General features: G+C 60.9%; 26 protein-coding genes and 1 other annotated feature. Of the genes, 14 read left to right on the forward strand and 12 right to left on the reverse strand.

Going from position 1 to position 25,313, the window contains the following annotated elements:
• Positions 1–59 precede the first annotated feature (59 nt).
• From aroF to G463_RS17905, 5 genes are all read right to left on the reverse strand, one after another.
• Positions 60–923: a 3-deoxy-7-phosphoheptulonate synthase gene (aroF, locus tag G463_RS17900; protein ID WP_084171095.1), complete on the reverse strand. Its 864-nt coding sequence runs from the start codon at positions 921–923 to the stop codon at positions 60–62.
• 174 nt (positions 924–1,097) lie between these two features.
• Positions 1,098–1,330 (reverse strand) — a binding site (T-box leader).
• 139 nt (positions 1,331–1,469) lie between these two features.
• On the reverse strand, positions 1,470–2,369 hold the full coding sequence (locus G463_RS0100820; RefSeq protein WP_026973691.1) for an NAD(P)/FAD-dependent oxidoreductase: 900 nt from the start codon (positions 2,367–2,369) through the stop codon (positions 1,470–1,472).
• A 143-nt stretch (positions 2,370–2,512) separates the two neighbouring features.
• Complete coding sequence (locus G463_RS0100825; protein ID WP_026973692.1) at positions 2,513–4,111, reverse strand: peptide chain release factor 3; 1,599 nt, start codon at positions 4,109–4,111, stop codon at positions 2,513–2,515.
• Positions 4,112–4,683: 572 nt separating this feature from the next.
• A complete protein-coding gene (locus G463_RS0100830) occupies positions 4,684–5,340 on the reverse strand; it encodes a TVP38/TMEM64 family protein (protein WP_026973693.1) in 657 nt (218 codons plus the stop codon).
• Positions 5,341–5,393: 53 nt separating this feature from the next.
• Positions 5,394–6,863 (reverse strand): MFS transporter, encoded by a 1,470-nt coding sequence (locus tag G463_RS17905; protein WP_051321742.1) that lies wholly within the window; start codon positions 6,861–6,863, stop codon positions 5,394–5,396.
• Positions 6,864–7,060: 197 nt separating this feature from the next.
• Between G463_RS17905 and G463_RS17910 the strand changes: the two genes are divergently transcribed.
• Positions 7,061–7,345 carry a hypothetical protein gene (locus G463_RS17910; RefSeq protein WP_051321743.1) on the forward strand — a complete coding sequence of 95 codons (285 nt, stop codon included), beginning with the start codon at positions 7,061–7,063 and terminating at the stop codon, positions 7,343–7,345.
• 136 nt (positions 7,346–7,481) lie between these two features.
• Here G463_RS17910 and G463_RS17915 read toward each other — a convergent pair whose 3' ends face one another.
• Entirely contained in the window at positions 7,482–8,207 is a 726-nt protein-coding gene (locus G463_RS17915; protein ID WP_169725395.1) for a TVP38/TMEM64 family protein, read from the reverse strand.
• A gap of 254 nt (positions 8,208–8,461) precedes the next feature.
• On the opposite strand from G463_RS17915, the gene G463_RS0100850 reads away from it, so the two are divergent.
• The 4 genes from G463_RS0100850 to G463_RS0100865 all read left to right on the forward strand — a co-directional run bounded on the left by G463_RS0100850 (position 8,462) and on the right by G463_RS0100865 (position 13,048).
• The gene (locus tag G463_RS0100850; RefSeq protein ID WP_026973694.1) at positions 8,462–9,082 is read left to right on the forward strand and encodes an SCO family protein; all 621 of its coding nucleotides are present in this window, start codon (positions 8,462–8,464) and stop codon (positions 9,080–9,082) included.
• A 62-nt stretch (positions 9,083–9,144) separates the two neighbouring features.
• Entirely contained in the window at positions 9,145–10,098 is a 954-nt protein-coding gene (locus G463_RS0100855) for an ATP-dependent DNA ligase (protein WP_026973695.1), read from the forward strand.
• Positions 10,099–10,278: 180 nt separating this feature from the next.
• Complete coding sequence (locus tag G463_RS0100860) at positions 10,279–11,778, forward strand: MDR family MFS transporter (RefSeq protein WP_026973696.1); 1,500 nt, start codon at positions 10,279–10,281, stop codon at positions 11,776–11,778.
• 193 nt (positions 11,779–11,971) lie between these two features.
• Entirely contained in the window at positions 11,972–13,048 is a 1,077-nt protein-coding gene (locus G463_RS0100865) for a two-component system sensor histidine kinase NtrB (RefSeq protein WP_026973697.1), read from the forward strand.
• Between the two features lie 200 nt (positions 13,049–13,248).
• Here the strand turns inward: G463_RS0100865 and G463_RS0100870 are convergent, their stop codons facing one another.
• Complete coding sequence (locus G463_RS0100870) at positions 13,249–13,791, reverse strand: hypothetical protein (protein WP_026973698.1); 543 nt, start codon at positions 13,789–13,791, stop codon at positions 13,249–13,251.
• A 133-nt stretch (positions 13,792–13,924) separates the two neighbouring features.
• Here G463_RS0100870 and G463_RS17920 point away from each other — a divergent pair, with 133 nt between their 5' ends.
• The 3 genes from G463_RS17920 to G463_RS0100885 are packed head-to-tail and all read left to right on the forward strand — an operon-like array spanning position 13,925 to position 16,211.
• The gene (locus tag G463_RS17920) at positions 13,925–14,665 is read left to right on the forward strand and encodes an MBL fold metallo-hydrolase (protein ID WP_035484844.1); all 741 of its coding nucleotides are present in this window, start codon (positions 13,925–13,927) and stop codon (positions 14,663–14,665) included.
• Entirely contained in the window at positions 14,662–15,459 is a 798-nt protein-coding gene (locus G463_RS17925; RefSeq protein ID WP_051321745.1) for an ABC transporter ATP-binding protein, read from the forward strand. Before G463_RS17920 ends, G463_RS17925 begins: the two co-directional genes overlap by 4 nt.
• Positions 15,456–16,211 (forward strand): ABC transporter permease, encoded by a 756-nt coding sequence (locus G463_RS0100885; protein WP_026973699.1) that lies wholly within the window; start codon positions 15,456–15,458, stop codon positions 16,209–16,211. Before G463_RS17925 ends, G463_RS0100885 begins: the two co-directional genes overlap by 4 nt.
• 7 nt (positions 16,212–16,218) lie before the next feature.
• Here G463_RS0100885 and G463_RS0100890 read toward each other — a convergent pair whose 3' ends face one another.
• Positions 16,219–17,076 carry an SDR family oxidoreductase gene (locus tag G463_RS0100890; RefSeq protein WP_026973700.1) on the reverse strand — a complete coding sequence of 286 codons (858 nt, stop codon included), beginning with the start codon at positions 17,074–17,076 and terminating at the stop codon, positions 16,219–16,221.
• Positions 17,077–17,155: 79 nt separating this feature from the next.
• Here G463_RS0100890 and G463_RS0100895 point away from each other — a divergent pair, with 79 nt between their 5' ends.
• A complete protein-coding gene (locus G463_RS0100895) occupies positions 17,156–17,401 on the forward strand; it encodes a multicopper oxidase domain-containing protein (protein WP_169725396.1) in 246 nt (81 codons plus the stop codon).
• 51 nt (positions 17,402–17,452) lie between these two features.
• Here G463_RS0100895 and G463_RS22660 read toward each other — a convergent pair whose 3' ends face one another.
• A complete protein-coding gene (locus G463_RS22660; RefSeq protein ID WP_026973702.1) occupies positions 17,453–17,776 on the reverse strand; it encodes a hypothetical protein in 324 nt (107 codons plus the stop codon).
• A gap of 286 nt (positions 17,777–18,062) precedes the next feature.
• On the opposite strand from G463_RS22660, the gene G463_RS0100905 reads away from it, so the two are divergent.
• Both G463_RS0100905 and G463_RS0100910 read left to right on the forward strand, forming a co-directional pair.
• The gene (locus G463_RS0100905) at positions 18,063–18,518 is read left to right on the forward strand and encodes a chemotaxis protein CheX (RefSeq protein WP_026973703.1); all 456 of its coding nucleotides are present in this window, start codon (positions 18,063–18,065) and stop codon (positions 18,516–18,518) included.
• Between the two features lie 207 nt (positions 18,519–18,725).
• On the forward strand, positions 18,726–19,502 hold the full coding sequence (locus G463_RS0100910) for a Cof-type HAD-IIB family hydrolase (RefSeq protein ID WP_051321746.1): 777 nt from the start codon (positions 18,726–18,728) through the stop codon (positions 19,500–19,502).
• Positions 19,503–19,546: 44 nt separating this feature from the next.
• Here G463_RS0100910 and G463_RS0100915 read toward each other — a convergent pair whose 3' ends face one another.
• Positions 19,547–20,092, reverse strand: a complete 546-nt coding sequence (locus tag G463_RS0100915) for a mismatch-specific DNA-glycosylase (RefSeq protein WP_026973705.1) — start codon at positions 20,090–20,092, stop codon at positions 19,547–19,549.
• Positions 20,093–20,099: 7 nt separating this feature from the next.
• A complete protein-coding gene (locus G463_RS0100920) occupies positions 20,100–20,951 on the reverse strand; it encodes an SDR family oxidoreductase (RefSeq protein WP_026973706.1) in 852 nt (283 codons plus the stop codon).
• 104 nt (positions 20,952–21,055) lie between these two features.
• Between G463_RS0100920 and cheB the strand changes: the two genes are divergently transcribed.
• Positions 21,056–22,129 carry a chemotaxis-specific protein-glutamate methyltransferase CheB gene (cheB, locus tag G463_RS0100925; protein WP_026973707.1) on the forward strand — a complete coding sequence of 358 codons (1,074 nt, stop codon included), beginning with the start codon at positions 21,056–21,058 and terminating at the stop codon, positions 22,127–22,129.
• Between the two features lie 319 nt (positions 22,130–22,448).
• On the opposite strand, the gene G463_RS0100935 is transcribed toward cheB, so the two are convergent.
• A complete protein-coding gene (locus tag G463_RS0100935; protein ID WP_026973708.1) occupies positions 22,449–23,210 on the reverse strand; it encodes a TSUP family transporter in 762 nt (253 codons plus the stop codon).
• 142 nt (positions 23,211–23,352) lie between these two features.
• Here G463_RS0100935 and G463_RS0100940 point away from each other — a divergent pair, with 142 nt between their 5' ends.
• Both G463_RS0100940 and G463_RS0100945 read left to right on the forward strand, forming a co-directional pair.
• On the forward strand, positions 23,353–24,312 hold the full coding sequence (locus G463_RS0100940) for an MBL fold metallo-hydrolase (RefSeq protein WP_035484851.1): 960 nt from the start codon (positions 23,353–23,355) through the stop codon (positions 24,310–24,312).
• A 26-nt stretch (positions 24,313–24,338) separates the two neighbouring features.
• Positions 24,339–25,259: a ketopantoate reductase family protein gene (locus tag G463_RS0100945; protein WP_026973710.1), complete on the forward strand. Its 921-nt coding sequence runs from the start codon at positions 24,339–24,341 to the stop codon at positions 25,257–25,259.
• Positions 25,260–25,313: the final 54 nt, after the last annotated feature.

The following is a 25,313-nucleotide window of genomic DNA, read 5'->3' on the forward strand; positions in this document are numbered from 1 at the left end:
GCTTGGCGGTGAAGGGGCCACAGACGTGCCGAGACATTCAACGTGCGCGGTGGCGCCCATTATCCGCGCAATGCCATCGGCGTCGGTGCAAAGACCGCGGCGGACTCCGCCTGCATCAGGGTTTGCACGCGTCGCATGAGCAGGCGGAATTCCTCGGGGGTCAGACTCTGCGCGCCGTCGGACAGGGCCTTCTCGGGGTTCGGGTGCACTTCGAGCAGCAGACCGTCGGCGCCCGCTGCGAGGCCGGCGAGGCTCATGGCCGGCACGTAGCGGGCGACGCCCGTGCCGTGGCTCGGATCGACCAAGATTGGCAGATGGCTGAGGTGCTTGACCACGGGCACCGCGTTCAGGTCCAGGGTGTTTCTCGTGGCGGTTTCGAAGGTTCGAATCCCTCGCTCGCACAGAATCACGTTCGGATTGCCCGCGGATAGGATGTATTCGGCGGCAAGCAGCCATTCTTCAATGGTGGCGGACAGACCCCGCTTCAGAATGACCGGTTTGGTCGTTTGGCCTACGGCTTTCAGGAGCGGGTAATTCTGCATGTTCCGCGCGCCAATCTGCAGCACGTCGACGTAATGCGCCACCATCGGCAGGTGTTCAATGTCCATCACCTCGGTGACCACGGGCAGGCCGGTCTGCTCCCGCGCTTCGGCGAGATACCGCAAGCCGGTTTCGCCCAGGCCCTGAAAGGCGTACGGTGAACTGCGCGGCTTGAACGCGCCGCCGCGAAGCATGTGGGCGCCGGCCTGTTGGACCTGGACTGCGCTTTCCAAAATCTGCTCTCGACTCTCCACAGAACAGGGGCCGGCGATGACTGTGGGCTCGCCGTCGCCAATGGCATGGCTGCCGACGCGGACGACGGTGCTTTCCACGCGGCTCTGGCGGCTCGCCAGTCGGTACGGCAGAGTTTTTGCTTGAGACATGCTGGCTCCTCCTCGCTTTTGGCATGATGATCAGGCTGGAAAAAACGAAACACCCCGTCCAATGAGGGACGAGGCGTTGCTCGCGGTACCACCCTGCGAAAGGTCGGATGACCGTCGGTGAAACGCGAGGGACTCGGCGGCATGGCCGCGCCGAACATCAAAATACCTCGTCCGACGAGGGACGAGGTATTGACTCGCGGTACCACCCTGCTGAAAGGTTCATCCTTGCAACCTTCACTTCATTGAGATAACGAAAGCGTTTGGCGCTTCCGGTCCAGACTACTTGCCCGAGGCGTTCACCTGACAGCTCCGGAGTGAACTTCCGCTTCGTGATTCACGTCGGTTTCCACCCACCACCGACTCTCTGCGCCGAACCACTGGCGTACTCTCTCCATCACAGCGTTTTATGTTTGAAATTTTAGTTTACTTTACTCCCCGTCGGGTGGAGATGTCAAGGCATTTGTGAAAAACTTGTGCGTCTGTCACCGGATAAGAGGAACCGACGAACCGGGTATCGTTCCATCCGGTTCGCCCACCACGCCACGTTCAGGCCTCTCCCAGCAGCCGCTTGTGGATCCAAATGGCCGCCTGGGCCCCTTCTCCCATGGCGACGGTGACCTGCTCTGAGTGGGCAACCACGTCCCCGGCTGCCCACACGTTCGGAACGTTGGTCATTTTGGTTCTCGGATGCACCAGAATGTGGCGATTGGTGTGCAGTGTGACGCCCAGTTGTCGAGCCACCTGCGAATTCACGGTGTTTCCGCCGAAGGCGACAAATCCTCTTTCCGCCCGAACCATCCGGCCGTTTTGCAGAACGACGCTTTGGATCCGTCCGTTGGTCTGGTCAATCCGCGTGACGGGGGAGGCGATGATTTCGATGGACCGTTGGTTGAACTGCGCACGCACGTCTGCGTCGAGGTCTGTCATCTCGTGGTTGATGTAGACGATATCGTCCGTCCAATACGTCAGGGTCAGCGCCATGTTCGCCCCCACTTTACCTGCGCCGATGACCACCGTCCGGCGCTCGGTCACCTCGTAGCCGTCGCAATCCGGACAGACGTACACGCTGATGCCGAGACATTCTCGGACCACGGGCAGGATGGGAATTCGGTCCACGATGCCGGTTGCGAACAGCAGGGTTTTCGCCGGATACAGACTGCCACTTTGACAGAGAACCCGGAACTGGTCGCCGACCGCGGTTGCCTCAACCACCTCGTCCGCAGCGAACGCCACGCCCAGTTCGGCCGCCTGCATGCGCCCAAGGTCTCGGAGGGTTTGTCCGCTCACGCCGTCCGGCCAGCCGAGTACATTATGGTATCCCTGACAGAGGCTCCACCTACCGTGTCCCGCGTCAATCACCAGCACGCGGTGGCGGTAGCGGCCGAGTTGCACCGCCGCCTGCAGCCCGGCGATGCCACCGCCGACGATGACACAGTCGTATTGCACGCCGAATCCCCCCTCGATGGATGCCAACCTAGTGTGTGCACGACGGCAGGCGTTCCATGCGGATTGGAAAGTGAAAAAAAGGCCGAGGCGCACGGCGCCAGGCCCTTGTGGAATCGCTGGTTCACGAAGGAATGAGGCCGTTGCTACAGCCCGTAGGAAGTTGGCAACAGGCGAACGTCTGGGTTCTTGTCCGCGACAAAGCGGAGAGAGAACTCGTCCGGGAACAGCATCACGAGGCGATCCCGATGGTCCTTGACGAGCAAGCAGGAAGCGTGATCGTACTGCATCGCTTCCACCGCTTCCCCCTGCAGCCAACGGGCGAAACGGTACGGCAGGTGTTGAATCCGCAGTTCGGCGCCGTATTCGGACTGCAGGCGGTACTCGAAGACATCCAACTGCAGGGGGCCGACCACACCGAGGATCATATCTTCCGTGCGGTTGACCATTCGGAACACCTGGACCGCGCCTTCCTCCGCCAGTTGTTGCAATCCTTTGTGAAACTGCTTGTACTTCATGGTGTCCTTGACTGTCACTCGAGCGAAGTGCTCCGGGGAAAACTGTGGCAGGGATTCAAATGAAAATCCGCCATCCACAGACAGCGTGTCGCCGATTTGAAACTGTCCCGGATCGAAAATGCCGATGATATCGCCGGGATACGCCACCTCGGTCACGGTTCGATCCTGGGCAAAAAACTGTTGCGGCTGCGACAGATTGATGGATTTGCCCGTTCGCTCATGGCGCACCGACATGCCGCGTTCAAACTGACCGGAACAGACGCGCAGGAACGCCACGCGGTCTCGGTGGGCCGGGTTCATATTCGCCTGAATCTTGAAAATGAATCCGGAGAACGGAGCGGTGATGTCGCGCAGCGTCCCGTCCTCGGTGCGCCGTGGTCCCGGAGGGGGCGCCATTTGGATGAACTGTTGAAGGAAGGTGCGCACGCCAAAGCTGGAGATGGCACTGCCGAAGAACACCGGCGTCAGCTGGCCGGCAGAGACCGCGGCCAAGTCAAACGGGTTGCCTGCGACGTCGAGCAGGGTGATGTCTTCGACCAGTTTTTGATGGGATGACTCGCCGAGTACATCGCGCAGCGTGCTGCTTTCGACGCTGTCAACGACGATGGGGGAAGCCGCCGCCTCTGCGGACTTGCCCGCAAACGGTTCGAAGATTTGGGTCATGCGATTGTAGATTCCTTGGAAACTGGCGCCCATGCCGACAGGCCAGTTGACGGGACACGAACGAATGCCGAGGACGGCCTCGATTTCTTCCAGCAACTCGAGCGGATCTTTGCCCTGTCTGTCCAATTTGTTGATGAAGGTGAAAATGGGAATGCCGCGCATGCGACAGACTTCGAACAGCTTAATGGTTTGCGGCTCCACGCCTTTGGCGGCATCAATGAGCATCACGGCGCTGTCCGCGGCGGTCAACGTGCGATACGTGTCATCGCTGAAATCTTCGTGTCCAGGCGTATCCAAAATGTTGACGTGACAGCCCTCGTATGTGAATTGCAGAACGGTGGACGTGACGCTGATGCCGCGCTTCTTTTCAATCTCCATCCAGTCGGACGTCGCGTGCCGGCGGGCCTTGCGCCCTTTGACGGTACCGGCTTCGCGAATGGCGCCGCCAAACAGGAGCAGTTTTTCCGTCAGGGTGGTTTTGCCCGCATCCGGGTGTGAGATAATGGCAAAGGTGCGTCGTTTGTTCGTTTCCGTCCGCACAATCTCGCGTTCTTGCGTGGCCATTTTTTTGCCTCCAAAGAAGTTTGCTGTACAAGCGCGGAATGCGGTCTGCGGCATGACAGTCGCGCTGAGGGCCGGTATCCGCACATATCCCTTTATCATAGGGAAGCGCGGCTTGGTTCGCAATGGTGAAGAGGACGCGTAGACCGAGGCAAGGACGCAGGAGGCAGAAAAAAGTCCCCGTTCCGAAGAACGAGGACGTCGGACTAGGCCTGCAACAGCTCTCGCTCGGGCCGTATTCTCGCAGAGAAGCGGCCGTTACCCCCGGCGTCGGCCGGCGCTTTGAGGGCGACGGTCGGTTGCTTGGTCGGTGGTCTCCGTTTCCACTTCAACCTGGAACGGGATGAACCAAAGCCAAATCACTTTCAACCGAAACCTTCTCATCCTCACGTGTACCAACCCCTCCGTTCCCGGCGGGAGCTGCTAGGCCCTACAGCCGAAAGGGAGGCACAGGGTCGAGCGATGACCGTTGAACGCAGTCTCGGCTGCGTATCATACATTTCGACTGGTGGAGGAACGTACCTGCCGATTTGTATATGAATCATAAACGCTGTGGGCCATTGCAGTTGGATGGGCTAACGACGGTGCCTGCGCCGGACCATCCAGGTGACGCCGATGGTGGCCCCGACGGCAAAGACCCAAAACCACAGTGAGCTGTGGCGGTGTGAGATCCCTGTGTAGGCGAGAGCCAGGATGACTTCAAACGGCAGCAAGCCGACGGCGGTGGTCCAGGTGAAGTGGCGCAGCGGGATGTTGGTCAATCCGGCGCCGTAATTGACCGCGCTGTACGCCACAAACGGAATCAGCCGCATCAGCAGCAGTCCCGTGACACCGTACCGCGAGGTGATGTGATCCAGCTTGTCCATGGCTGCGCGGGGCACCCAGCGAATGGCCAAGGGCCGGGCCCATGTTCGGGCCATCCAGAATGACAGGTGGGCGCACATCATACCGCCAATCCACGAATACAACGTGCCCATCCAGGGACCGAACAGTGCCAGGTTGGACACCATCACCAACTCGGACGGGATCCACACAATGCCATGCAGGGCGAGCAAACCAATGGTCAGGAGCGGACCGAAGGGGCCGCTCTGCCGGATCCATTGCTGCAGGTCCTGAATCGAGGAGACCAAGCGGTGAACGGTTGACATGTGCAGGATGAGGACTGCACAGATGGCGATGATCAGCGCGCCAAGCCACCAGCGGCGCAGCGGAGGACGTTTCATGGTTTGCATGGTTGGATTATACCGCTTCGACCGCTGGCGACATAGACGGGAAGTGAAGCGGGTCACGCATGCTCGGACGGCTTCGCGGACAGCGATTCGCGCAACGCCGATACCGCGATGCCGGCCATGGTGGCGGCCAACAGCACCAGATACGCCAACCGGTAGCCGTTTGTGATTTGCTCCACATCGGGAAGTGCCAGCGGCTTGGCGGTGCCTTGGTACACGACGTCCTGCAGCCGCGCGGGCAGCACGGCGGTGACGAGAGTCAACGAGATGGCTGTGCTGAGCACCTGTCCCATATTCTGCAGCATCGACCGCAGCCCATTGGCGAAGCCGCGGCGATCATAGGGAACGCCGGTCATGATGGATCGCGTGTTGGGTGTCAGGAACAATCCGCTGCCGAACCCAACCAGCAGCATGCCGAGCGCATCCCACACGTAGACCGGCTTCGGCTGCAGTGCTGCCAGCAGGATGACCAATCCTGCGGCACTGATGCCAAGGCCTGTGGTGGAGAGCACGCGCGCCGACCATCGACCGGTGAGCGCACCCGCCATGGGCGAGGCCACCAGCACACCTAAGGTGACGGGAAGGACAGCAAGACCTGCGTCGAACGCGCTGGTGCCGACAACCGACTGCAGGTACAGACTGCTCAGCAACACCACAGACACTCGGGCGAACGCGTTGAGGAACGCGGCGAGATTGGCCATGGCGTAGGTCCGGTGGCGAAACAGCGTGAAGTCGAACATGGGTGAAGCCCTGCGGGGCTCCAGCCAACACAGAAGCGGCGCGGCGATGACGAACATCGCAAGTCCCGCGAGCACCACGGGATGCCCCCAGCCAAGCGTGCTTGCCTCTGACAGGGCCAGGACCAGCCCACCGATGGCCACAAACGTCAGGAATCCGCCGACTCCGTCAATGGGACGTCCGCTTCCGGCGGAGCGGAACTTTCGCAGGATGATGATGCCGAGCCCCAGGCCGAGGATGCCAACCGGAACTCCCGACCAAAATACCCACTGCCATCCAAATTGGGACGCAATCACCCCTCCGATCACCGGCCCCGCCAGCTGTGCCGCAGAGCTGACGAGGACATTCAGGCCAAGCCCGGTGCCGAGCTTTTCTTCCGGGAAGGCGTCGGTGATCAGGGCTGTGTTGTTGGCGATGATGAGTGCACCGCCGGCCGCCTGCAGCACGCGAACGGCGAGAAACCACCAGATGTTCGGCATCCAGCCGATGATCAGGCTGGCCAGGGTGAAAATGAACATGCCCAACAGGTACAGGCGTTTGCGTCCATAGGAATCGGAGAACTGCGCAAACACCAGGATGAGCACCGTGTTCACCAGCATGAAGGACAGGAGCACCCAGTTGGCCAAGGTGGCCGTGGTGTGAAAGTGCCGTGCAATGGCGGGCAACGCCACGTTGAGCGCGCCCAGGTTGATCATGACGAGTATGACACCGAGGCTGGTGATGCAGAGGACCAGCCACGGATTTACCGCCGATGGTCGCGATGATTTTGGGATTGTCGCAGTGTGCATCCATCATCCCCCCACTTCGTGACCGAAGCGAATATTTCTATTGACGAAACAAAAGTATACCGCAAGCTGCTGTATTCAGCACGCGCGCGAAATGGACGAATGGTTCGGGACACGTGCACTGTGCTTCGTCCTGTGACAGCGAATTTACTGTGGAGGAGGGAAGCTTCCGCATGACGAGGCGCGAAAGGGGGAGTACGATGATTCACCGTACCCATTGCATGCGATTCGTTGGACAACACGTGGTCTTCGCCACACGGGACGGCATTCACCACGGCATCCTGCATTCCGTCACAGCGAACGGGATTCACATTCGCCCGGTATCCGGCAGCACAACGCGTCTGGCCGCCGGGGCAGCGCAGCCGGATGTCGAGATGTTGCCCGCTGCCGGTCAGCAGGTGGACGCGGAGCAAGCGTGGTGGCCGTTTTTCTTTTTCCCCTTCCTGGCACTGGCCTGGTTATTGCCGTGGGCGTGGTGGTGGTAAGGTCTGTATTGGAGAGGAACATGCCGGGTTGCTCTCGGTTGAATCAGGGGGCAGCCGCGCGCATGCCATAACGGGTGGACAGCAGAGCAGCCGGCTGTCCCGTGGGGCCCACCGGCTGCTCTGGACGCTGCGGCCATCAGTGGGCCCAGCGCTGCGCTTTGTTCACGTACCGGTTGTACAGGTAGCCGCCCACCCAAACGGCGCTCACCACAATTCCACCGAGGACCAGATAGTGATGGAAGCGCGTGGACACGCCGAGGAAGACGAGCGCCGCACCCAGGTCGTAAGGGAGCAGGCCAATGCCGGTGGTCCAGATATAATCGAGCACACGCACCGACTTCAGCACACCGGCCGCATAATTGACCACGATGAACGGCAACGGAACCAAGCGCACCAACAGCAGGCCGAGCGGTCCGCGATGGGTGATCCATCGATTGACCTGCCGCAGCCGTTCGGGCGAAACGAAGGCTTCCAGCAGGTGACGCCCCACGGTGCGCGCGAACCAGAATACCAAGAGCGCGCCGAGCATCGCCCCCACCCAAGTGTAGAAAATGCCCCACCAGACGCCAAACACCTTCATGTTCATAATCATCAAGAACTCGGAGGGCACCGGGATGACGCAGAACAGCGCCATGAGCAAGATGGACAGGACAATGCCCAGCCCGCCCGAGGCGCGGATCATATTTGAAATCTGATCATGTCGATCCAAATGAAAAAACACAATCATCAGAGCCACGCCCACCACAAGAATGACAGCGCTCCACAGCGCGCTCACACCCTTGCTGAGTCGCGGTGCAGCGGCTGTGTCCGTTTCCTGTTCAGCGAATGCCTCCGGAACGCGAAACCCGCGGTTGCTCGACACGTCATACCTCCGTCCTGAACTGTCGTGGCGGTACACGTCCGCGACGTTGTCGCGGAATGTCGTGTCATGGATTGCTTGGAACGTCCTGATTGTATCATTCATTCGACGGAAACCGACCGCTTTCTCCTGTACATGCCCGCCATTTGTTGATCATTCTTCGGAAAACATCATCCTGGCCACCGGCCGGTGATACAATGAAATTACTCGGAATCCTCTGAATAGGATTGGAGCGGGCGAGAAAGGAGCGAGAGAAGATGCTGGTGGCGGTCGGACGCTTTCTTCGCAGGCAATGGTTCTACGCATTGATTGGCGCGCTGTTGGCGACGGTTCTCGGCGGGATTGGATACATGTACGCATTCGGCAGTTCGCGCTTTCCGGTTCTCGGGCAGGCGCAGGATTTTACCCTTATTAACACAGCTGGACGCAGCGTGACCCTGTCGACGACCAACGGTAAGGTGCGGCTGCTCACGTTCATTTACACGCGATGCGGCAGCGTATGTCCCATTACCACGTACACCATGGCCGAGGTGCAGCGTCGCCTGCAGGCGAGCGGCGTCTTCCCGAACAAGGTGGAGTTCATCTCGGTGACCATCGATCCGGCGCACGACACGCCGCAGGTCCTCGCCAAGTACGCGGCGGAGTACCATGCGGATCTGTCCGGATGGGAATTCCTCACGGGCCCACCGAAACAGGTGTTTCAGGTGTTGCGGATGTACAAGGTGGAAACGGTGCAGCAGGTGGACGGGCAGATTGGCCATCCGTCGCTCACGCTGTTGTTGGACGGCGCAGGGAACATTCGGCAGGAATACGGCAATCTCAAGGTGACCGATGATAAGAATATCGCCTCGGATATTGAGCGGCTGATTCACCAATGACTCGAAAGCGTATTCTGACGGGCCGCACTCACTGCGTGAACCGGGAAAGGACTGACTGACCTATCGAGCTTCAGCCCATCATTCCATTTGAACCGATTCGCGTGGACGACCTCCCGGCTGGTCCGGGATGGGTGGCTCAGGTGAAGTGGGACGGGGTGCGCATCCTGACGTATTCCGACGGACGAGAGGTTCACCTGTTCAATCGTCGACGCAACAATCGGACGCTGCATTACCCGGAACTGGTCGATGTCTCTGCGTATTCCACGGCGAAATCGGTCATCTACGACGGAGAAGTGATTGCTTGGCGGCGGGGGAAGCCGTCTTTTTTTGAAGTGATGAAGCGGGATGCGGTGCGCAGGCAGAGCGCCATTCGGTCCGTGGTTCAGCAGGTACCCGTCACCTACATGATTTTCGACATTCTGTACCTCGACGGAGAGTGGCTGACCTCTCTTCCGCTGCAGAAGAGGCAGGCGCTGCTGGCGGAGGTGACTCGGCCCACCGACCGGATTCAGCTGGTGCAAAATTTCGACGATGCGGAGGGGCTCTACAACGCCGTCCGGCAACAGGGGCTCGAGGGGATTGTCGTGAAAGATCTCGCCAGCACGTATCCACTGAATGGCAGAGATGGACGTTGGCGGAAAAAGAAGGTGTACCGCGATGTGGTGGCTGCGGTGGGCGGTGTCACCTTGCGGGATGGGGTGGTCAACGCCCTGCTGCTCGGGCTCTATGACACCGAGGGCCGCCTGTGGTACGTCGGACATGTGGGAACGGGCAAACTGAGCCACCAGGATTGGCTTCGACTCACCGAAGGCATTGCACCGCTTCGCCAAATGGACATGCCGTTTGTCGTCAAACCGCCGCGCAGTGCGGGCGCGGTTTGGCTGAAACCGACGCTCGCGGTCAAAGTGCAGTTCGCGGATTGGACGGACGGCCGTACACTCCGGCAACCGAGCATTCAGGCGTTTGTCCCGATGGATGTGCGCGAATGCCGGTTTGAGGAATCGGAAGCCCCCTGAATCACGGAGAACCGTCCGCGATGGTCCAGAGAACAACGGTGCACATTTTGTAAATAGACTTTGTCTAATTTGTGAATCCATCCGGCGGTGGTTGGTTTCCCTGTCACAAATCAATATAATGGTGCTGGTTTTCGCACTCTTCCAGCATGGACGAAGATGTGACGGATGAGGGGGATACTTGTGGAAAGAACGACAAACCGGCGCCTGGTGACGCTGGGCATGCTGGTTGCCATACTGTTGGTCGCCATCGATGTGACGGTGGTAGGGACCGCCATGCCGAAAATTGTCGCGGATCTCGGTGGGCTGGAGTCATTCAGCTGGGTGTTTGCCATTTACACGCTCACGACGTCGGTGACCACTCCGATTTACGGGAAGCTGGCGGATCTGTACGGACGGAAAGTGATTTTCACCGTGGGCGTCATACTCTTCCTCATTGGCTCCGCGTTGTCCGGATTGTCCCATTCCATGTCGCAGTTGATCTGGTTCCGCGGCCTGCAGGGGATTGGTGCGGGCGCGGTGATGCCATTGACCTTCACCATCATTGGAGATCTGTTTCCCGGGGAACAGCGGGCGCGCATGCAGGGCCTGTTCAGCTCCATCTGGGGGATTGCCGGCTTGCTCGGGCCGTTGGTGGGCGGCTTTTTCGTCGACAACGTGACGTGGCAATGGATATTTTACATCAACATTCCCGTCGGTATTGTTTCCCTCGTCCTCGTGTGGGTTGCCCTGCACGAGAAGTTTGAAAAGAAGGCGCGGCGGCACATTGACGTAGGGGGCGCGTTGACGTTCACCATCGGCGTATCGGCGCTGCTCTACGCACTGCTCAACGGGGGGCAGAAATACGCTTGGGACTCCGCTGCCATCATTGGCCTGTTTGTCCTGGCCGTGCTGGCGCTGGCGCTGTTCGTGTGGATTGAAGCGCGTGTGCAGGAACCGATGCTACCCTTGTTCCTGTTCAAGCATCGCGTGATTCTGATGTCGAATTTGGTTGGATTTTTGACCAGCTGTGTTTTGATTGGCTTGACCGCGTATTTGCCGTACTGGATTCAGGACATCATCGGGTTCAGCGCGACCAGTTCCGGCCTCACACTGATGCCGCTGTCCATCGCGTGGCCGATTGGCGCGACGTTGGCGGGGCGTTACATGTATCGCGTCGGATCGAAATTGACCGCCGTGGCCGGCACGCTGTTAATCACCGCCGGTGCCATTTGGCTTGCGTGCATCACACTGGTCAGTCCCGCGTGGATGTTCGTGGCGGTGATGGTGTTGTCGGGCCTCGGCATGGGCTATGCGACGACGCCCATCACTGTCCTGATTCAATCGGCCGTGGGATGGAATCTGCGCGGGGCGGCCACTGCGTCGAGTACGTTCGTACGGTCGCTGGGTCAGACGGTCGGCATCGCCATCCTTGGAACAATGTTCAACCAGTCGCTGGCCAGCTACGCGAAAGCACACCTGCAGCACCAGAATGGCATTCCACAGGGAGACGTGAGCACTGTGCTGCAGCCGGCGGCGGTGCAGAGACTTCCGCAGAACGTCCAGAACCTCTTGCATCAGGTGCTGGCGCATGGTCTGCACACGGTGTTCGTGGCCATGCTGGTGGGCGCCATTCTATCGGTGGTGGCCGTGGCGTTCATGCCGCTGCATCGGACCATCATGAAACAGCAGGTGCAGGAGTAGATGGCTATCATGGGGATTGCTATCATGGGGGGCACCTCCAGGTGGCGAGCCTGCGCGGGCGCCCCTCTCAGGTACTGCAGACCAGCGTTGTTCAGAAAAGTATGATCAGATCGACATTTTGCGACAAATTTTGATCTTCGGCTGTGGTATTCTTCAGATTGTGTCTTGAACAGCACTCATGGGAGTGGGTTGGTTGACGGAGCAGCGGTATCACCGCCCGATGGACCTGGCACCGCACGGGATTGCGGTGGTTCGCGGGCGACGGTTGGTGTTCGTAAATTCCGCAGCGGCCCGGATGCTCGGGGCCCGCAAGCCTGCGGAGTTGGTGGGAGCATCCATCCGTCGGTGGGTCCAACCGCGCGACCTGCGGAAGATGCTTCAACAGGTGTGCGCCCTGCGTGCCGGGGAGGGCGCTGTGCAACTGGGCGCCGTGCGGATCGTACGACAGGATGGGACGGTGGCCGAAGTCGAACTGGCAGGAACCATCATGCGCTTTCAGCGACAGCCTGCTGTGTGTCTCATCCTTCGCGATGTGTCTCGGCCAGTCGCGGCGGACTTGCTGTTGCATCGAAGGGACGCGTCCGTCATGGTTGCGGAGATTGCCGCCGGGATTGCCCATGAAATTCGCAATCCGTTGACGGCGGTCCGAGGTTTCGCGCAGTACCTGCATGAAATCAATCCGCAGTATGCCCGCTACTATCGACTGATGCTGGACGAATCCGACAAGATTAATCACACGGTCTCGGAGTTGTTGGCGTTGGCGGCGGCAGTTCCCCATTGGGCGGAAGTGGTCGACATCGCGGAGGTTGCGGCGGCCGCGGTGGCAGATGTGCAGCCGGTCGCAGCGCGGCAGCAGGTGGCTGTCCAGCTGACCTCTCCGGCGCAGCCGGTGGCGGTCGACGGCAATTGGGCGCATTTGCACCAGGTGATTCTGAATGTGCTGCACAATGCCCTCGATGCCCTGCCCGAGGGCGGAAGGATTGCGGTGTCTGCGGCTGCTTCGGCAGACGGGTTTGCACTGGTGGAGGTCAGCGACAGCGGACCCGGCGGCGACAGCGCTTCACCGTGTGGTGATGCGGCCGAGGGGGAGACGTCAGAGATGGGGGTACCGTGGTTAAACGCAACGGATCAACCCCGCGGTTTTGGCTTGCTCGTCAGTTTCCACATGGTTCAACTGTACGGGGGCACCATGCAGATTCGGACTCAGCTGCACCGCGGAACCTGCGTGCGCATTCGTTTGCCGGCCGCTGGCCAATGGGATAGGATATGAATAGAATTTCGAGCGACTGGCGTGAAAGGGGCCGTGAGCATGGCAAAGACGGTGCGGTTGCACATTGGACTGTATCAAATGCCGGACGGCATGTACGTGGCGTCCTGCGCGGAGGTCCCCCACTGCCGAATCCTCCGGCAGAACAAGGAGCACGCGGTCCAGGACGCAAAGAAGTACCTGCTGCAATTTTTGCGTGAGCGTCAGGCGGAGGGAAGGCCCTTCGAGCCACTCGAGTTACGCGCCATCGACTTCCCGCTTCCCGAGTGATGTCCGCTGGCCCGCCTGGCACCCTCTGCCCACAGCGGCGACGGGAGGACACTGTGCAGCGTGCGGGCCGCCAAGTTCAGCTGACGCTTGCGGCGTCTGTGCCATTTGACGGCGGCCGCCATCCAGCCTGCCGCGTCTTCATGGTTGATTTGATCCAACTGTCGAAGGTATGTTTCGGCTTTCAGATCGTGCGCTCGCGTTTCGTACAGGCATTCCACGGTAAGCACCATGAGCTGGTGGATATTCACACCGCTGTTGGCCAACGAACGCTGCAGGTGTCCGGCGGCGGTATTGCGATGATAGCTGGTTTCATAGTTTTCGCGATGAATGCTGGCCACCAGCGGTTGATCTTGAAACATCGGCAAGGTCTCCATTTCCGTGACCACTGAGCAAAAGACTTGTTCCGCATAGATACTGGCTTCCAGATGCCCCAGCACGCAGGACAGGGCGGGCAGCAATGCCGACATGTCGCTCACCAGGCATGACCTCCTCCGAGCCCCATCCGTGCGCGGGGGCTCCGGTGATGGAAACAATGCAGTTATATGGGCGAACGCCGAACTGTGTGCGTGAATGCCGCTTGGCATGACCGAATGGAAAGGAGAACGCAGGGTGAAGATTCATGTGTTGGGCTATTGGGGCACGTACCCGGCCCCGGGAGAAGCCACCACCGGCTTCTTGGTCGAGACGGACGGCGAAAAAGTGCTGTTGGACTGTGGTTCAGGTGTGTTGGCGCAGTTGTTTAAACTTTGCGGCGTGGAATCGCTGAGCGCCGTGGTGGTGACCCATCACCATTACGACCACACAGCCGACCTCGGCGTTTTGAGCTATGCCCTGTTGAAAGCGCGGGTGAATCAAACGCGGACGACGCCGCTGCCCATGTACATGCTGGAGGGGCCAGCCGGATTGATGCGGGATCTGCGAACGGAGCCGCTGGCCGACGTCCGTCGCATTGATGCCACGGACACCGTGCACATTGGCGAATTGACGCTGACCTTTGCCCCGACGGTGCATCCCGTCAAGTGTCTGGCGGTTCGGTTTGAACACCAAGGAAAGGTGTTCGTGTTTTCGGCGGATTCAAGTGTCTGCCAACCTTTGCGGACGTTGGCACATGGGGCCGATTTGTTCCTTTGCGAAGCGAGCATGTACGACGGGGAAGAGACGGTCGCCAAGCGTGCAGGCCACATGACCGCCGGTCAAGCGGGACAATTGGCTCGGGAGGCCGGCGCCCGGAGGTTGGCCTTGACGCATTATCCCCATGAAGGGGATCTGGAGCGCCTGGTGGCGCAAGCGACGGAGGCCTTCGGACAACCGGTGCAGCGATTGCACACGCTCGATGTGTTGACTGTATGAGTGAGCAGCAGGCAAGCCAAGGCGCGCGGCGGGAGACAGCCAGTGCCGAATGGGCTGTGTCGTTTGAAGCCGTATCCGTCCGCTACAGCGCTAAGGAGGGCGAGCGGGTGTCTGGACTGCATGACGTCACGGCCCAGGTGCGCCCCGGCACCACCGTGACGATTGTCGGTCCTTCCGGCGCGGGCAAGAGCACGCTGCTATCGCTCTGCAATCTGTTGCGGACACCGACCCAGGGGCGAGTGCGCGTGTTTGGCGTGGAGGTGCGCGATTGGGATATCCCGGAATTGCGCAGACAGGTGGGCATGGTGTTTCAATCGCCCGTCATGCTGCCCGGCAGTGTTCGCCACAACCTGCTGCTCGGACCGTCGCTGCATGGAGGCACGTCCGACGACGCGGAGGCATGGCTGACCCGAGTGGGACTGGATGTGGCCCTGTTGGATAAGTCGGCGGCGGACCTGTCGGGCGGCGAGAAGCAGCGGCTGTCGTTTGTGCGCACGGTGTTGAATCGTCCGCGTGTGCTGCTCCTCGACGAAGTCACGTCGGCGCTTGACGCGACGGCGACACAGCAGGTGGAGTCCGCCGTTCGCGCGTTGCAGCAGCGGACCGGTTGCACGGTGTTGTGGGTGACCCATCACCTTCATCAGGCGCGGCGCATGGGGGATGAAACCTGGCTGATGGTCGATGGGCGCCTCGTCGAGGCGGCTCCCACCGAACAATTTTTCCGTGCGCCGCAATCCGAGGCGGCGCGGTCGTTTCTGCAGTCCGCCGAGGCGGGAGGGGCGTTGCAGCCGTGAGTCTGTTGTCGTTGTCGTTCACCTTGGCGTTTGTCGCCTTTGCCATCGCCCTGTCGCTGCGCCAGCGGCTGGGATTGGAGAAGGACCTGGTGGTGGCATCGGTTCGTGCAACGCTGCAACTGCTGGCTGTGGGGTACGTGTTGAAGTTCATCTTCTCCCTCGATACCCCCTGGTTTACCTTCCTGATGGTGGCTGCCATGGTGGCGGTGGCAGCGTACAACGCGGGGCGCCGGGCCAAGCGCTGGCAGGCGGTGTTCGGCTACGTGTTCGCCGCCATCGCCGTGACCGAAGCATTGACCATGGCGTTTCTGCTGGCCTTGTCCATTTTGCCCGACCGTCCGCAGTACGTGATTCCCGTGAGCGGGATGATTGTGGGCAACGCCATGGTCATCGCGAGCCTGTTTCTCAATCGGCTGCGCAGCGAGATCGCCGCGCGCCGTCCGGAAGTCCTGTTGTTGCTGTCGCTCGGCGCAACCCCTCGACAGGCAATTCGCTCCATCCTCAAGGACTGCGTGAAAGCCAGCATGATCCCGACCATCGACGGGATGAAGACCACCGGCCTGGTCCAGCTTCCCGGGATGATGACCGGCCAGATCATCGCCGGGGCCGATCCGGTCCAGGCCGTCCGCTATCAATTGCTCATCCTCTTCGCCCTGCTGGCGGCGGCTGCGCTGACCAGCATCATCCTGGGCGTGCTCGTCTCACCGACCCTCTTCAACGCGCATCAACAGCTCCGCGATCCGGTCGAGTGACGCGGGGCTATCCATTGACGGCCGTACCCCCATTGGGGTGCAGCACCTGGCCGGTCATGTACGACGCGTCTTCGGAGGCGAGAAACACGTAGCTCGGGGCCACTTCCACCGGTTGGCCGGCCCGCTTCATCGGCGTGTCCTGGCCGAATTTGGCGACTTGGTCCGCCGTGAAGGTGCTCGGTATCAGCGGTGTCCAGATGGGCCCCGGCGCCACGGCGTTGACGCGGATTCCGCGGTCGACCAGCTGCTTGGCGAGCGACCGGGTGAACGCCACCATCGCCCCTTTGGTCGACGCGTAGTCCACCAGTTGTGGATTGCCCTCGTAGGCAGTGACAGACGCCGTGTTGATGATGGCGCTGCCCGGCGTCAGGTGGGGGAGGGCGGCCTTCGTCATGTAGAAGCAGGAGAAAATGTTCGTCTGAAACGTTCGTTCCAATTGATCTCGTGTAATGTCCGCAATGCTCGCCTGGGGATGCTGCTCCGCCGCATTATTTACGAGAACATCCAATCTCCCAAACGCATCCACCACCTGTTTGACCGCCTGTTGACATTGCGTTTCATCGCGAACATCGGCGGCTATCGTCAGGCAGCGCCGTCCCAGCTGTTGGACGCGTTGTCGAGTCCCCTCCGCATCGCCGTGTTCGTTCAAGTAGACGAGGGCTACGTCGGCCCCCTCACGAGCGAACGCCAGCGCGACCGACTTGCCAATGCCGCTGTCGCCGCCGGTGATGAGAGCAACCTTGCCGGCCAAACGGGGAGATCCTGCGTGCGGCGCATCCTCGTGAATGGGCAGCGGATTCATCTGGGATTCCAGTCCCGGCTGACGCGATTGGTGCTGTGCGGGCAACGAAGTGGGGTAAGTCATGGGTGCCATCGGGATCAGTCCTTTCCTTCAGTATCGTCCCTAGTGTGCCAATCTCTGCCGATTTATGTTCACGTTTCCGGTGGATTCGCCATCCCGAAGGCGCGGCGGGCAGGCGCTGCCCACGCCCATTTCCCGGACGACGGTGGCCGTGGCGCCGTTGCAAACGGTGGACATTCAATTCACCGCAGACAATCCAGGCCATTGGTGTTTGCACAGTGCGAACCCGCATTGTGTCGCGGGCGACGGCCGGGCGCTCGGCGGAATGGTCGCCGCACTTCGGTATGTGGACTCAGTGGATGCAGTGGACGTCGAGAGGGCGGAATAGAGAACGAGTGGATCTGAGCGCAATGGGCAAGCTCGCGCCGTCCGCCGTATGTCATGGCGAGCGCTTGGCGAACCATTGCTGCAGGCGTTCCACCAAGGATTGAATGACCTGGGGCGCCTGTGTCGGCGATACGTGCCGAATCGGCAGCGCGCCGTTGCCGTACCCGAGGTTTCGCCTAGGCAGCGGTCGCTGCAAAACGTGAATGGTCGCCTGCAGGGACTGTTCATCGACATCCTCCAGGCCCACGGTCACAATATACCAGTAGTTTCCGATTTCTTGGACGCGGTGGTACATCAGCGGATGCTGCTGCTCGAATCCTGCGTCCTTCAGGAACGCCACCGCCTCATCGTACGCGGACTTCGCAAATGTGGTCATGTCCGACACCGCCCTTCGTTGACTTTGCGGCCATTGTACCACATGGTGCGTCGGGCGCTGGCAGAGCGGACGGAAGGGTATGGTGCGCCGGTCGGCGCCGTGCCGCCGACGGCACAGAAGATAGTCCAAATCGCCAATTGTCGAACTCTGGTGAAACGTGATAGTATTTGTGCACATAGGCAAACGTGCACCTTCCCCGATGTGGTCTGAGGGATTGTCCGCTACCGGGTTGGCGGAGCACGCAACGCACAACAAGTTCAACAGGATGGGGAAGGCGAGGAACGAGATGTCCACGACATACGTGACTGGTTTGTTGAACGGAATGCTGAGCGCCGTCTCGACGGTGATCCCAATCCCTGCGCGCAACGAGAAACCGTTGTTGGTGGACGCGCCGATTATGAATGTGGAGATGGGCGTCCTGATTGGATTGGCCGGTCAGATCCGGGGGCGTTTCCTGTTGGCGGGAGAGCCGGCGGTTTTCGGGAACGTGGCAGAGGCCATGTTCGGCATGCGGATTGAAGGGGAAATGCTGGAATCGTTTGTCGGGGAACTCGGAAACATGATTGGCGGCACCATGTGTACCAATGTTTCTCAGGACGGAGTGCTGTTGGACATCACGCCGCCGACCGTGTTTGTGGGAGATATCAAACTGTCCGGATTCCGGCACGCGCTGTCCGTTCCAGTGGAGCTGGAGACGAAGGGAATTTTGCAACTGGTGTTGATTGTTGAAGAAATGCCCTGATGCGGACGTACGTCCGTGGATGCAATATGCGGATGAACGAGGATAAGCGACGGACCAAGAATGGCGTGCCGATGCCGTGATCCATGGGCACGCCATTTGGTGTGTTCACCGGATGGCATCCAGGCATGTCGTGATGACGGGCATACCCCGGAGGACTCCACGCGGTCTTGCGGCGCATGGGGGATTCGGATATGGTGAAACGAGAGAATGGAAAGCGGGGAATCAAAACTGGCTCAGCATCGTGTGCGTCTGTTGGCGCTCGACATGGATGGAACCACGTTGCAAAATCACGAAGAAATCTCGGATGAAACGCGCTGGTGGTTGTTCCGGGCGCGGGAATGCGGCATTGAGTTCACCTTTGCAACGGGTCGACACATCCGCGGACTCCCGTCAACGTACGCTGCGGCACTCGGTGTACGGGTGCCCATCGTCACCATGAACGGCGGTGAGGTGTGGACTCCGGACGGTCAACTGATTGAACGGCACACGCTGCCGACGGAGGATGTCGCCTGGTTGCACGAATTGGCGCGGACCTATGGTGAGCGGATTGGGTTCTGGTCCGCGTACACGGGCGGCCTGGCCGATTGGGATGAATTCGCGAAGACGTACGCGGAGCGGGCGTGGCTGAAAGTCGGATTCTTCGCGGAGGACGAAGCCGTTGTCGCGGAGCTGTGGCAGGTGTTGGGCGCGCACGGAGGATTTGAGTTGACCAACTCCCATCCCCTCAACATTGAGGTGAATCCCAAGGGCGTGACCAAGGCCAGCGGACTGCAGACGGTGGTGGACTTCCTCGGCTGGTCGGCGGAGGAGGTCGCGGCCATTGGCGACAGCTACAATGACATCCCGATGCTGCGCTGGGCTGGTCTCGGCATTGCCATGGGAAATGCGCAGGAGGCGGTGAAGGCCGAGGCGGACTGGGTCACCGCCCGGTGCGACGAAGAGGGCGTCGCACGGGCGATTGAACGTTTGTTGCACCAACCCTAAGGTCTCCTCGCGCGGGCGGTGACACAGCGGAAGAACCGCATGCGTCACCGTCGGCACACCCGTTTCATCCACGCCTCCACTGCGGCGCGGGCGGCCACGGCCAGCTCGCGGTAAATGTGAATCTGCTCGTCCAGCGTCATCCGCACCAATCCGCTCGTGGACGGCGCCACAAAGTCCGTGATCCCCGGAATCAGCCCAACCTCCTGAATTCCCCAAGGGACGCTTCGCTTCGGTTGCGCCGTGTGTTCGTAGACCCCTTTGCCGACGTAACATGCGAACTTTGGCTGGTACAGCCGCATCTTCTCAAGCAGTCGTGCGCGCCCTTCCGCGTATTCGGCGCTTGTGATCTCCGCCGCCGTCCGCGTCGGTCGGTCGACCAGATTGGTGAAGCCGTACCCGAATTCGTCCAGCAATTGTGGACTTTCCTCCGGTGCGTACAGCCGCGGCGTCAGGCCGCTGCCGTACAGGACGCGGTAGAACCGGTTGTTGCGGCCTGCATAATTGAATCCGCGTTGGTACGAGGCGGGCGAAGGGTTGAACCCGATGAACAGCACCGTCAATCCGCGCTGCAACCGTTCGGTGATGGGCAACGCAGCATCACTTCCCCTTTTTCGTCATCTCTGCAAGCCGGTCCCACGCCTCCGTCGGGACGGCTTCCAACTCGTTGAATTCGCCCGCGCCTTTCAACCACTCTCCGCCGTCTATGGTGATGACTTCTCCGTTGATGTAGGCGGCGTAGTCGGAAATCAGGTAGGATGCGAGATTCGCCAGTTCCGACTTGTCTCCAACCCGCCCCATCGGCACGCGGGCCACCAGCTTTTCATGGAGGTCTGGCGTCGGCGCGAGGCGAGACCAGGCACCTTCCGTCGGAAACGGCCCCGGTGCGATGGCCACGTGTCGGATACCGTATTTTGCCCATTCCACGGCGAGTGAACGCGTCAGTGCCAGAACACCCGCTTTTGCCGCGGCGGATGGGACCACATAGCCCGATCCGGTCCACGCGTAGGTGGTCACGATGTTCAGCACGGTTCCGGGTTGACCGGCGGCAATCCACCGCTTGCCGAGCTCCAACGTGCAATAGACCGTTCCGTGCAGGACAATGCCGAGCACTGCGTCAAACGCTCGATGCGACAGCCGCTCGGTGGGACTGATGAAGTTTCCCGCCGCATTGTTGACGAGCACGTCAATGCGCCCGAAGTGCTGCATGACCGTATCCAGCATGGTCGATACCTGTTCCGGATGGCGTACATCACAGGCCACTGGGAGGACGGGGTAAGCGCTTGCAGCGGACATCTCGTTTGCTGCGGCTTCCAGGACTTCCTGACGACGGCTGGCGATGGCGACCTTTGCGCCAAGACTCAAAAATCGTTCACACATGGCCCGGCCGAGGCCGGTTCCGCCGCCGGTGACGAGCACGATTTTGTCTTTGAGGAGATTGGGTTGAAACACGCGGGCGACACCCCTTCATTTGGAATTGACGAGAACGTAGTTCTATCTTATCATGTGATGACTTTTTAACTGGGCAGATTCACAGCTTGGAGGATGGATCATCAATGGAACAGCCGGTGAACGTGTTGGTGGTGGACGATTCCGCATTCATGCGTCTGACCATCACACATTTGATAGAGCGCTGTCCGAACCTGAAGGTCGTGGGCACCGCGCGGGATGGCGTGGATGCCGTAGAGAAGGCGAAGCGGCTCAATCCGGATGTCATCACGATGGATGTCGACATGCCGAAGCTGGACGGCATCGCGGCCGTTCGTGCGCTGCTGGCGCAACGCTGGCGGCCGATTGTCATGCTCAGCGCGCGCACCGAGGCGGGGACGGCGGTCACGTTGGAAGCGCTGACCGCCGGCGCGGTGGAGTGTTTCTTGAAGACTGAATTGCTGCGTCAGGATGCACCAGAGGAACTGGTGAGCCACTTCCACCAGACCCTGCTTTCGGTGGCGAGGCGGGATCAGCCGTCCCACCCTCGCGGCCGCACGTTGCAGGCGGGGCCTATCGGCATGGAGCCCACCGGCGGTGGGCAGGCGGAAACTGGCGGGCCCATCCGGTTGGTGGTCATCGGTTGTTCAACCGGGGGCCCTCCCGCACTGAGCGCGGTGCTGCCGCAGCTGCCGGCGGATTTCTCCGCGCCCATTCTGGTGCTGCAGCACATGCCGGCCGGGTTTACGAAGCCCCTGGCGGAACGGTTGGGCAAGCAATGCAGACTCCCGGTGCATCACGTGGAGGGCGGAGAGCGGTTGAGAGACGGGCATATTTATATCGCCCAGGCCGGGCAGCAAACGTATGTGGAGGCGGACACGGACAGCCTGCGCCTGGCGGTGCGCGCCGAGGCCTCCGTGGAGACGCGCTATCGGCCGTCGGTGGACGTGACGCTGCTGTCTCTCCCACCGACCATTCGTCCGCATGTGCTGGCCGTCATCATGACCGGAATGGGCAACGATGGCCTGCGCGGGTGCCAACAGTTGAAAGCGGTCGGCGGACGGGTGATGGCCGAGGCGCCGGAGACGTGCGCCGTGTACGGCATGCCGAGAGCCGTGGTGGAGGCTGGTTTGGCGGACGCGCAGCTGCCGCTGCCCCGGATTGCCGATGGCATTTTGAACTTCGTCTCCGCTGGGCGGTGAATCCGTTCCCGAAAATTTTTTCAATGAGCACCCCCAGATGGGCGTCATCCCTGTCGAATGATTCTAAAGGAGAACCTATGGCCGCTGTGGTCTGTCAGCGGCATCGGAACGACCTGATGAGGCAGGCCGCGCGAACTGACCCAGCCGGGGGTGAAGTGGATGCAGTGCTTCTGCGTACGCTGCGAGACCATGCAGGATCATCATGCCATGCATCGCATTTTTGCGACTGGATTTCGCCGCATTGGCGGCTACGATGTTCCCCTCGGCGTGTGCGCCAACTGTCGGTTGCAACAGGTCCATGCAGAGAAGGCCGGTTGAATCAGAGCATCGTCCACAACTGTTTGCCAATCAGCAGCAGGGTGACGCAAATGAAAATCGGCTTCACGTACGCGGCGCCGTTGCGAATTGCGACGGCGCTGCCTGCAATGGCTCCCGCCACCATGCCCGCGCCCATCAGCACCCCGTATTCCCACTGAATCGCGTGCAACACCGCAAAGGTCGCCAGTCCCCCCACGTTGCTGGCGAAGTTGAGCGCCTTCGCGTTGCCGGAGGCCTGAACATAGTCAAAACCAATCAGCACGAATGCGAAAATGAGGAAACTCCCCGTTCCCGGACCGAAAAAACCATCATAAAAGCCGATGGCGAACGCCACCCCTGCCGCGGCGGCCACCATGCCGCGTGTCAGCCCTCGATAGGTGGACGTCTTGCCGATGTCCCGTTTGACCACCGTGTACACGGTGACGACCATCAGCATCACCACCACCATCGGCCGCAGAAATCCGCTCGGAATATGGCGAACCAGTTCCGCTCCGCCGATGGAGCCCAGCAGGGACATGGGCAACAGGTAACGGACGAGCCGCATGTCCACCTTGCCCGACCTGAAGTAGGACAGCGTACTGGTCAGCGATGAGCAGGTACTCGCCAGTTTGTTCGTACCCAGCGCTAACGCCGGCGGCAGCCCGCTGAACAACAGCGCCGGCAACGAGATGAGGCCGCCGCCACCGACGGTCGAGTCGACAAACGATGCGATAAATCCGGAGATGAAGAGAAACGACAACATGCCGACAGTCAGATGATGCATGTGCAGGACTCCTCTACCAAAGATGTGACGGCATGGTTCGCCGACGTCTCGATGACCTCATCCTACGGCAGGGTATGGGCGGGATCAATACGTGCCGTCTGCTACAATGGATGTAGGAAACCGGAAAGGAGCCGAAACCACCGTGCATGTGTTTCTCTGGGGCATTGGCGTGTTGGCCGTTATTGTGGTGGCGCTGGCGGGCGGCATGGTCCTGCAGTACCGCCGCTATCGGCAATCCGCGCCGCGCCCTCCGTACAAACAGCCGGCGCGCCGGGTCCGCGTGGCGGATCTGCCGGAGGACGGATTGACCGTCTGCTGGATCGGCCACTCCACGTTGTTCATTCGCTGGAATGGCCTGGGGATTTTGACCGATCCGGTCTTCTCCGAACGGGTTGGCCTGCACCTGGGGCCCGTGGCCGTTGGTCCGCGCCGGCACACCGCGCCCGCCATGACCTTGGCCGACGTGGCGCCGCATGTCGACCTGATTCTCCTCTCCCACGCGCACATGGATCATTTCGACATGCCGACCTTGCGCGCATTGGCCAATGCACGCATTGAGGTGATCACCGCTGCGGGGACGTCTCGTCTGCTGCGGCACCTGCGGTTCAGACGCGTGCGGGAACTGCACGGGGAGGCGTCGGTGACGACGGAGTGCGGGATCCGCGTGACAGCGGTGCCCGTGCGCCACTGGGGGGCCCGCTATCCCTGGAACAAGCGGTACGGCTGGACGGGGTATCTGTTGGAACACGCAGGTCAGCGGCTGTTTTTTGCCGGAGATACCGCGCATGTCCCAAGCTTCACCCACTTGCGCGCGCACGGCGCCATCGACGTGGTGTGCATGCCCATCGGCGCGTATGCGCCGGCGTCGTTCCAGTCGGCTCACTGTACGCCGGAACAGGCTTGGCAAATGTTCGTCGATACGGGAGGCACGTTTTTGGTGCCCATGCATTGGGATACGTTCGTGCTGTCCCAGGAACCGGTGGATGAACCGCTTCGTCGCCTGTTGGCGGCTGCGGGGGAACAGGTGGACAAAGTTGTGGTGCGTGCGCACGGCGATGTGTTCACGGTGCAGCCATCGTACGTACCGGTACCCACGACGTAAGGATTTAGGAAAGGGGAAGATGAAGGATGCGGATGGTGATTGCGGGCGCGGGGGCGGTCGGAGGTTATTTTGGTGCGCGTTGGCAGGAGGCGGGGCACGATGTCACCTTCCTGGTGCGGCCGAGGCGCAAAGCACAGTTGGAACAGCGCGGGCTTCGCGTGCAAAGTCCGTTGGGGGATGCACACGTGGTGCCGAAGCTCGCCCTCGGCGCGGACGAGGTGGGCGCATGCGACGTGGTGTTGTTGGCCGTGAAGAACTACCATTTGCCCGACATCCTGCCGACCATTGCGACGCTCGCGCAGCGCGGGGCATACGTGTTGCCTCTGTTGAACGGCATGGAGCATCTCGACGTGCTGGCTGACGCGTGCGGTGCTGACAGGGTGCTCGGAGGACTGGTCCACATCGTCAGCACACTGGACGCCGACGGCCAGGTGTTGCACACCAACCGCGTCCATCACATCACATTTGGACCACTGTCCGAGGAACAGAAGCCGTTCTGTGAGCAGTTTTTGAAGGAGGCCGGATCGGCCAATTTGCAATTGATTCTGAGCGATGACGTGCGCGTGGATATGTGGAAGAAGTACGCGTTCATCACGGCCTTTTCGGGAGTGACCACGGCCAGCCGCTGCACCATCGGCGAGATTCTGGCGAGCCCGCCGACGGCGGCAGTCTTCACGGCGGCGTTGGAGGAAATGGCGCAATTGGCGAAAGCCCACGGCTGTCCCCTGCCGGAGACGTTCGTGCGTCAGCAGGAGCAGGTGGTGCGGGCCATGCAGCCAGATTCAACCTCCTCCATGCACCAGGACTTCCGCAAGCGGCTGCCGCTCGAAGTCGACAGCCTGCAGGGCGCGGCCGTTCGACTGGCCAGGCAGGCGGGCATCCGGGTTCCCACGGTGGAGGCGCTGTACGGCGTTCTCCTGCCGCACGCGGAGGGCGCCCGGAACTAACGTCCCCCTGGCGCTGGTCTGCGCGCGCTCGCGCTGTCAACATCGCAATTCCTT

The organism is Alicyclobacillus contaminans DSM 17975, from assembly GCF_000429525.1.
Taxonomy (GTDB): Bacteria; Bacillota; Bacilli; order Alicyclobacillales; family Alicyclobacillaceae; genus Alicyclobacillus_A; species Alicyclobacillus_A contaminans.

Coding starts and splice junctions, on each gene's coding strand:
- aroF (WP_084171095.1), bottom strand. CDS start 923: ATGTCTCAAGCAAAAACTCTGCCGTACCGACTGGCGAGCCGCCAGAGC.
- G463_RS0100825 (WP_026973692.1), bottom strand. CDS start 4,111: ATGGCCACGCAAGAACGCGAGATTGTGCGGACGGAAACGAACAAACGA.
- G463_RS0100830 (WP_026973693.1), bottom strand. CDS start 5,340: ATGCAAACCATGAAACGTCCTCCGCTGCGCCGCTGGTGGCTTGGCGCG.
- G463_RS17905 (WP_051321742.1), bottom strand. CDS start 6,863: ATGCACACTGCGACAATCCCAAAATCATCGCGACCATCGGCGGTAAAT.
- G463_RS17910 (WP_051321743.1), top strand. CDS start 7,061: ATGATTCACCGTACCCATTGCATGCGATTCGTTGGACAACACGTGGTC.
- G463_RS0100850 (WP_026973694.1), top strand. CDS start 8,462: ATGCTGGTGGCGGTCGGACGCTTTCTTCGCAGGCAATGGTTCTACGCA.
- G463_RS17925 (WP_051321745.1), top strand. CDS start 14,662: ATGAGTGAGCAGCAGGCAAGCCAAGGCGCGCGGCGGGAGACAGCCAGT.
- G463_RS0100890 (WP_026973700.1), bottom strand. CDS start 17,076: ATGACTTACCCCACTTCGTTGCCCGCACAGCACCAATCGCGTCAGCCG.
- G463_RS22660 (WP_026973702.1), bottom strand. CDS start 17,776: ATGACCACATTTGCGAAGTCCGCGTACGATGAGGCGGTGGCGTTCCTG.
- G463_RS0100905 (WP_026973703.1), top strand. CDS start 18,063: ATGTCCACGACATACGTGACTGGTTTGTTGAACGGAATGCTGAGCGCC.
- G463_RS0100910 (WP_051321746.1), top strand. CDS start 18,726: ATGGAAAGCGGGGAATCAAAACTGGCTCAGCATCGTGTGCGTCTGTTG.
- cheB (WP_026973707.1), top strand. CDS start 21,056: ATGGAACAGCCGGTGAACGTGTTGGTGGTGGACGATTCCGCATTCATG.
- G463_RS0100935 (WP_026973708.1), bottom strand. CDS start 23,210: ATGCATCATCTGACTGTCGGCATGTTGTCGTTTCTCTTCATCTCCGGA.
- G463_RS0100945 (WP_026973710.1), top strand. CDS start 24,339: ATGCGGATGGTGATTGCGGGCGCGGGGGCGGTCGGAGGTTATTTTGGT.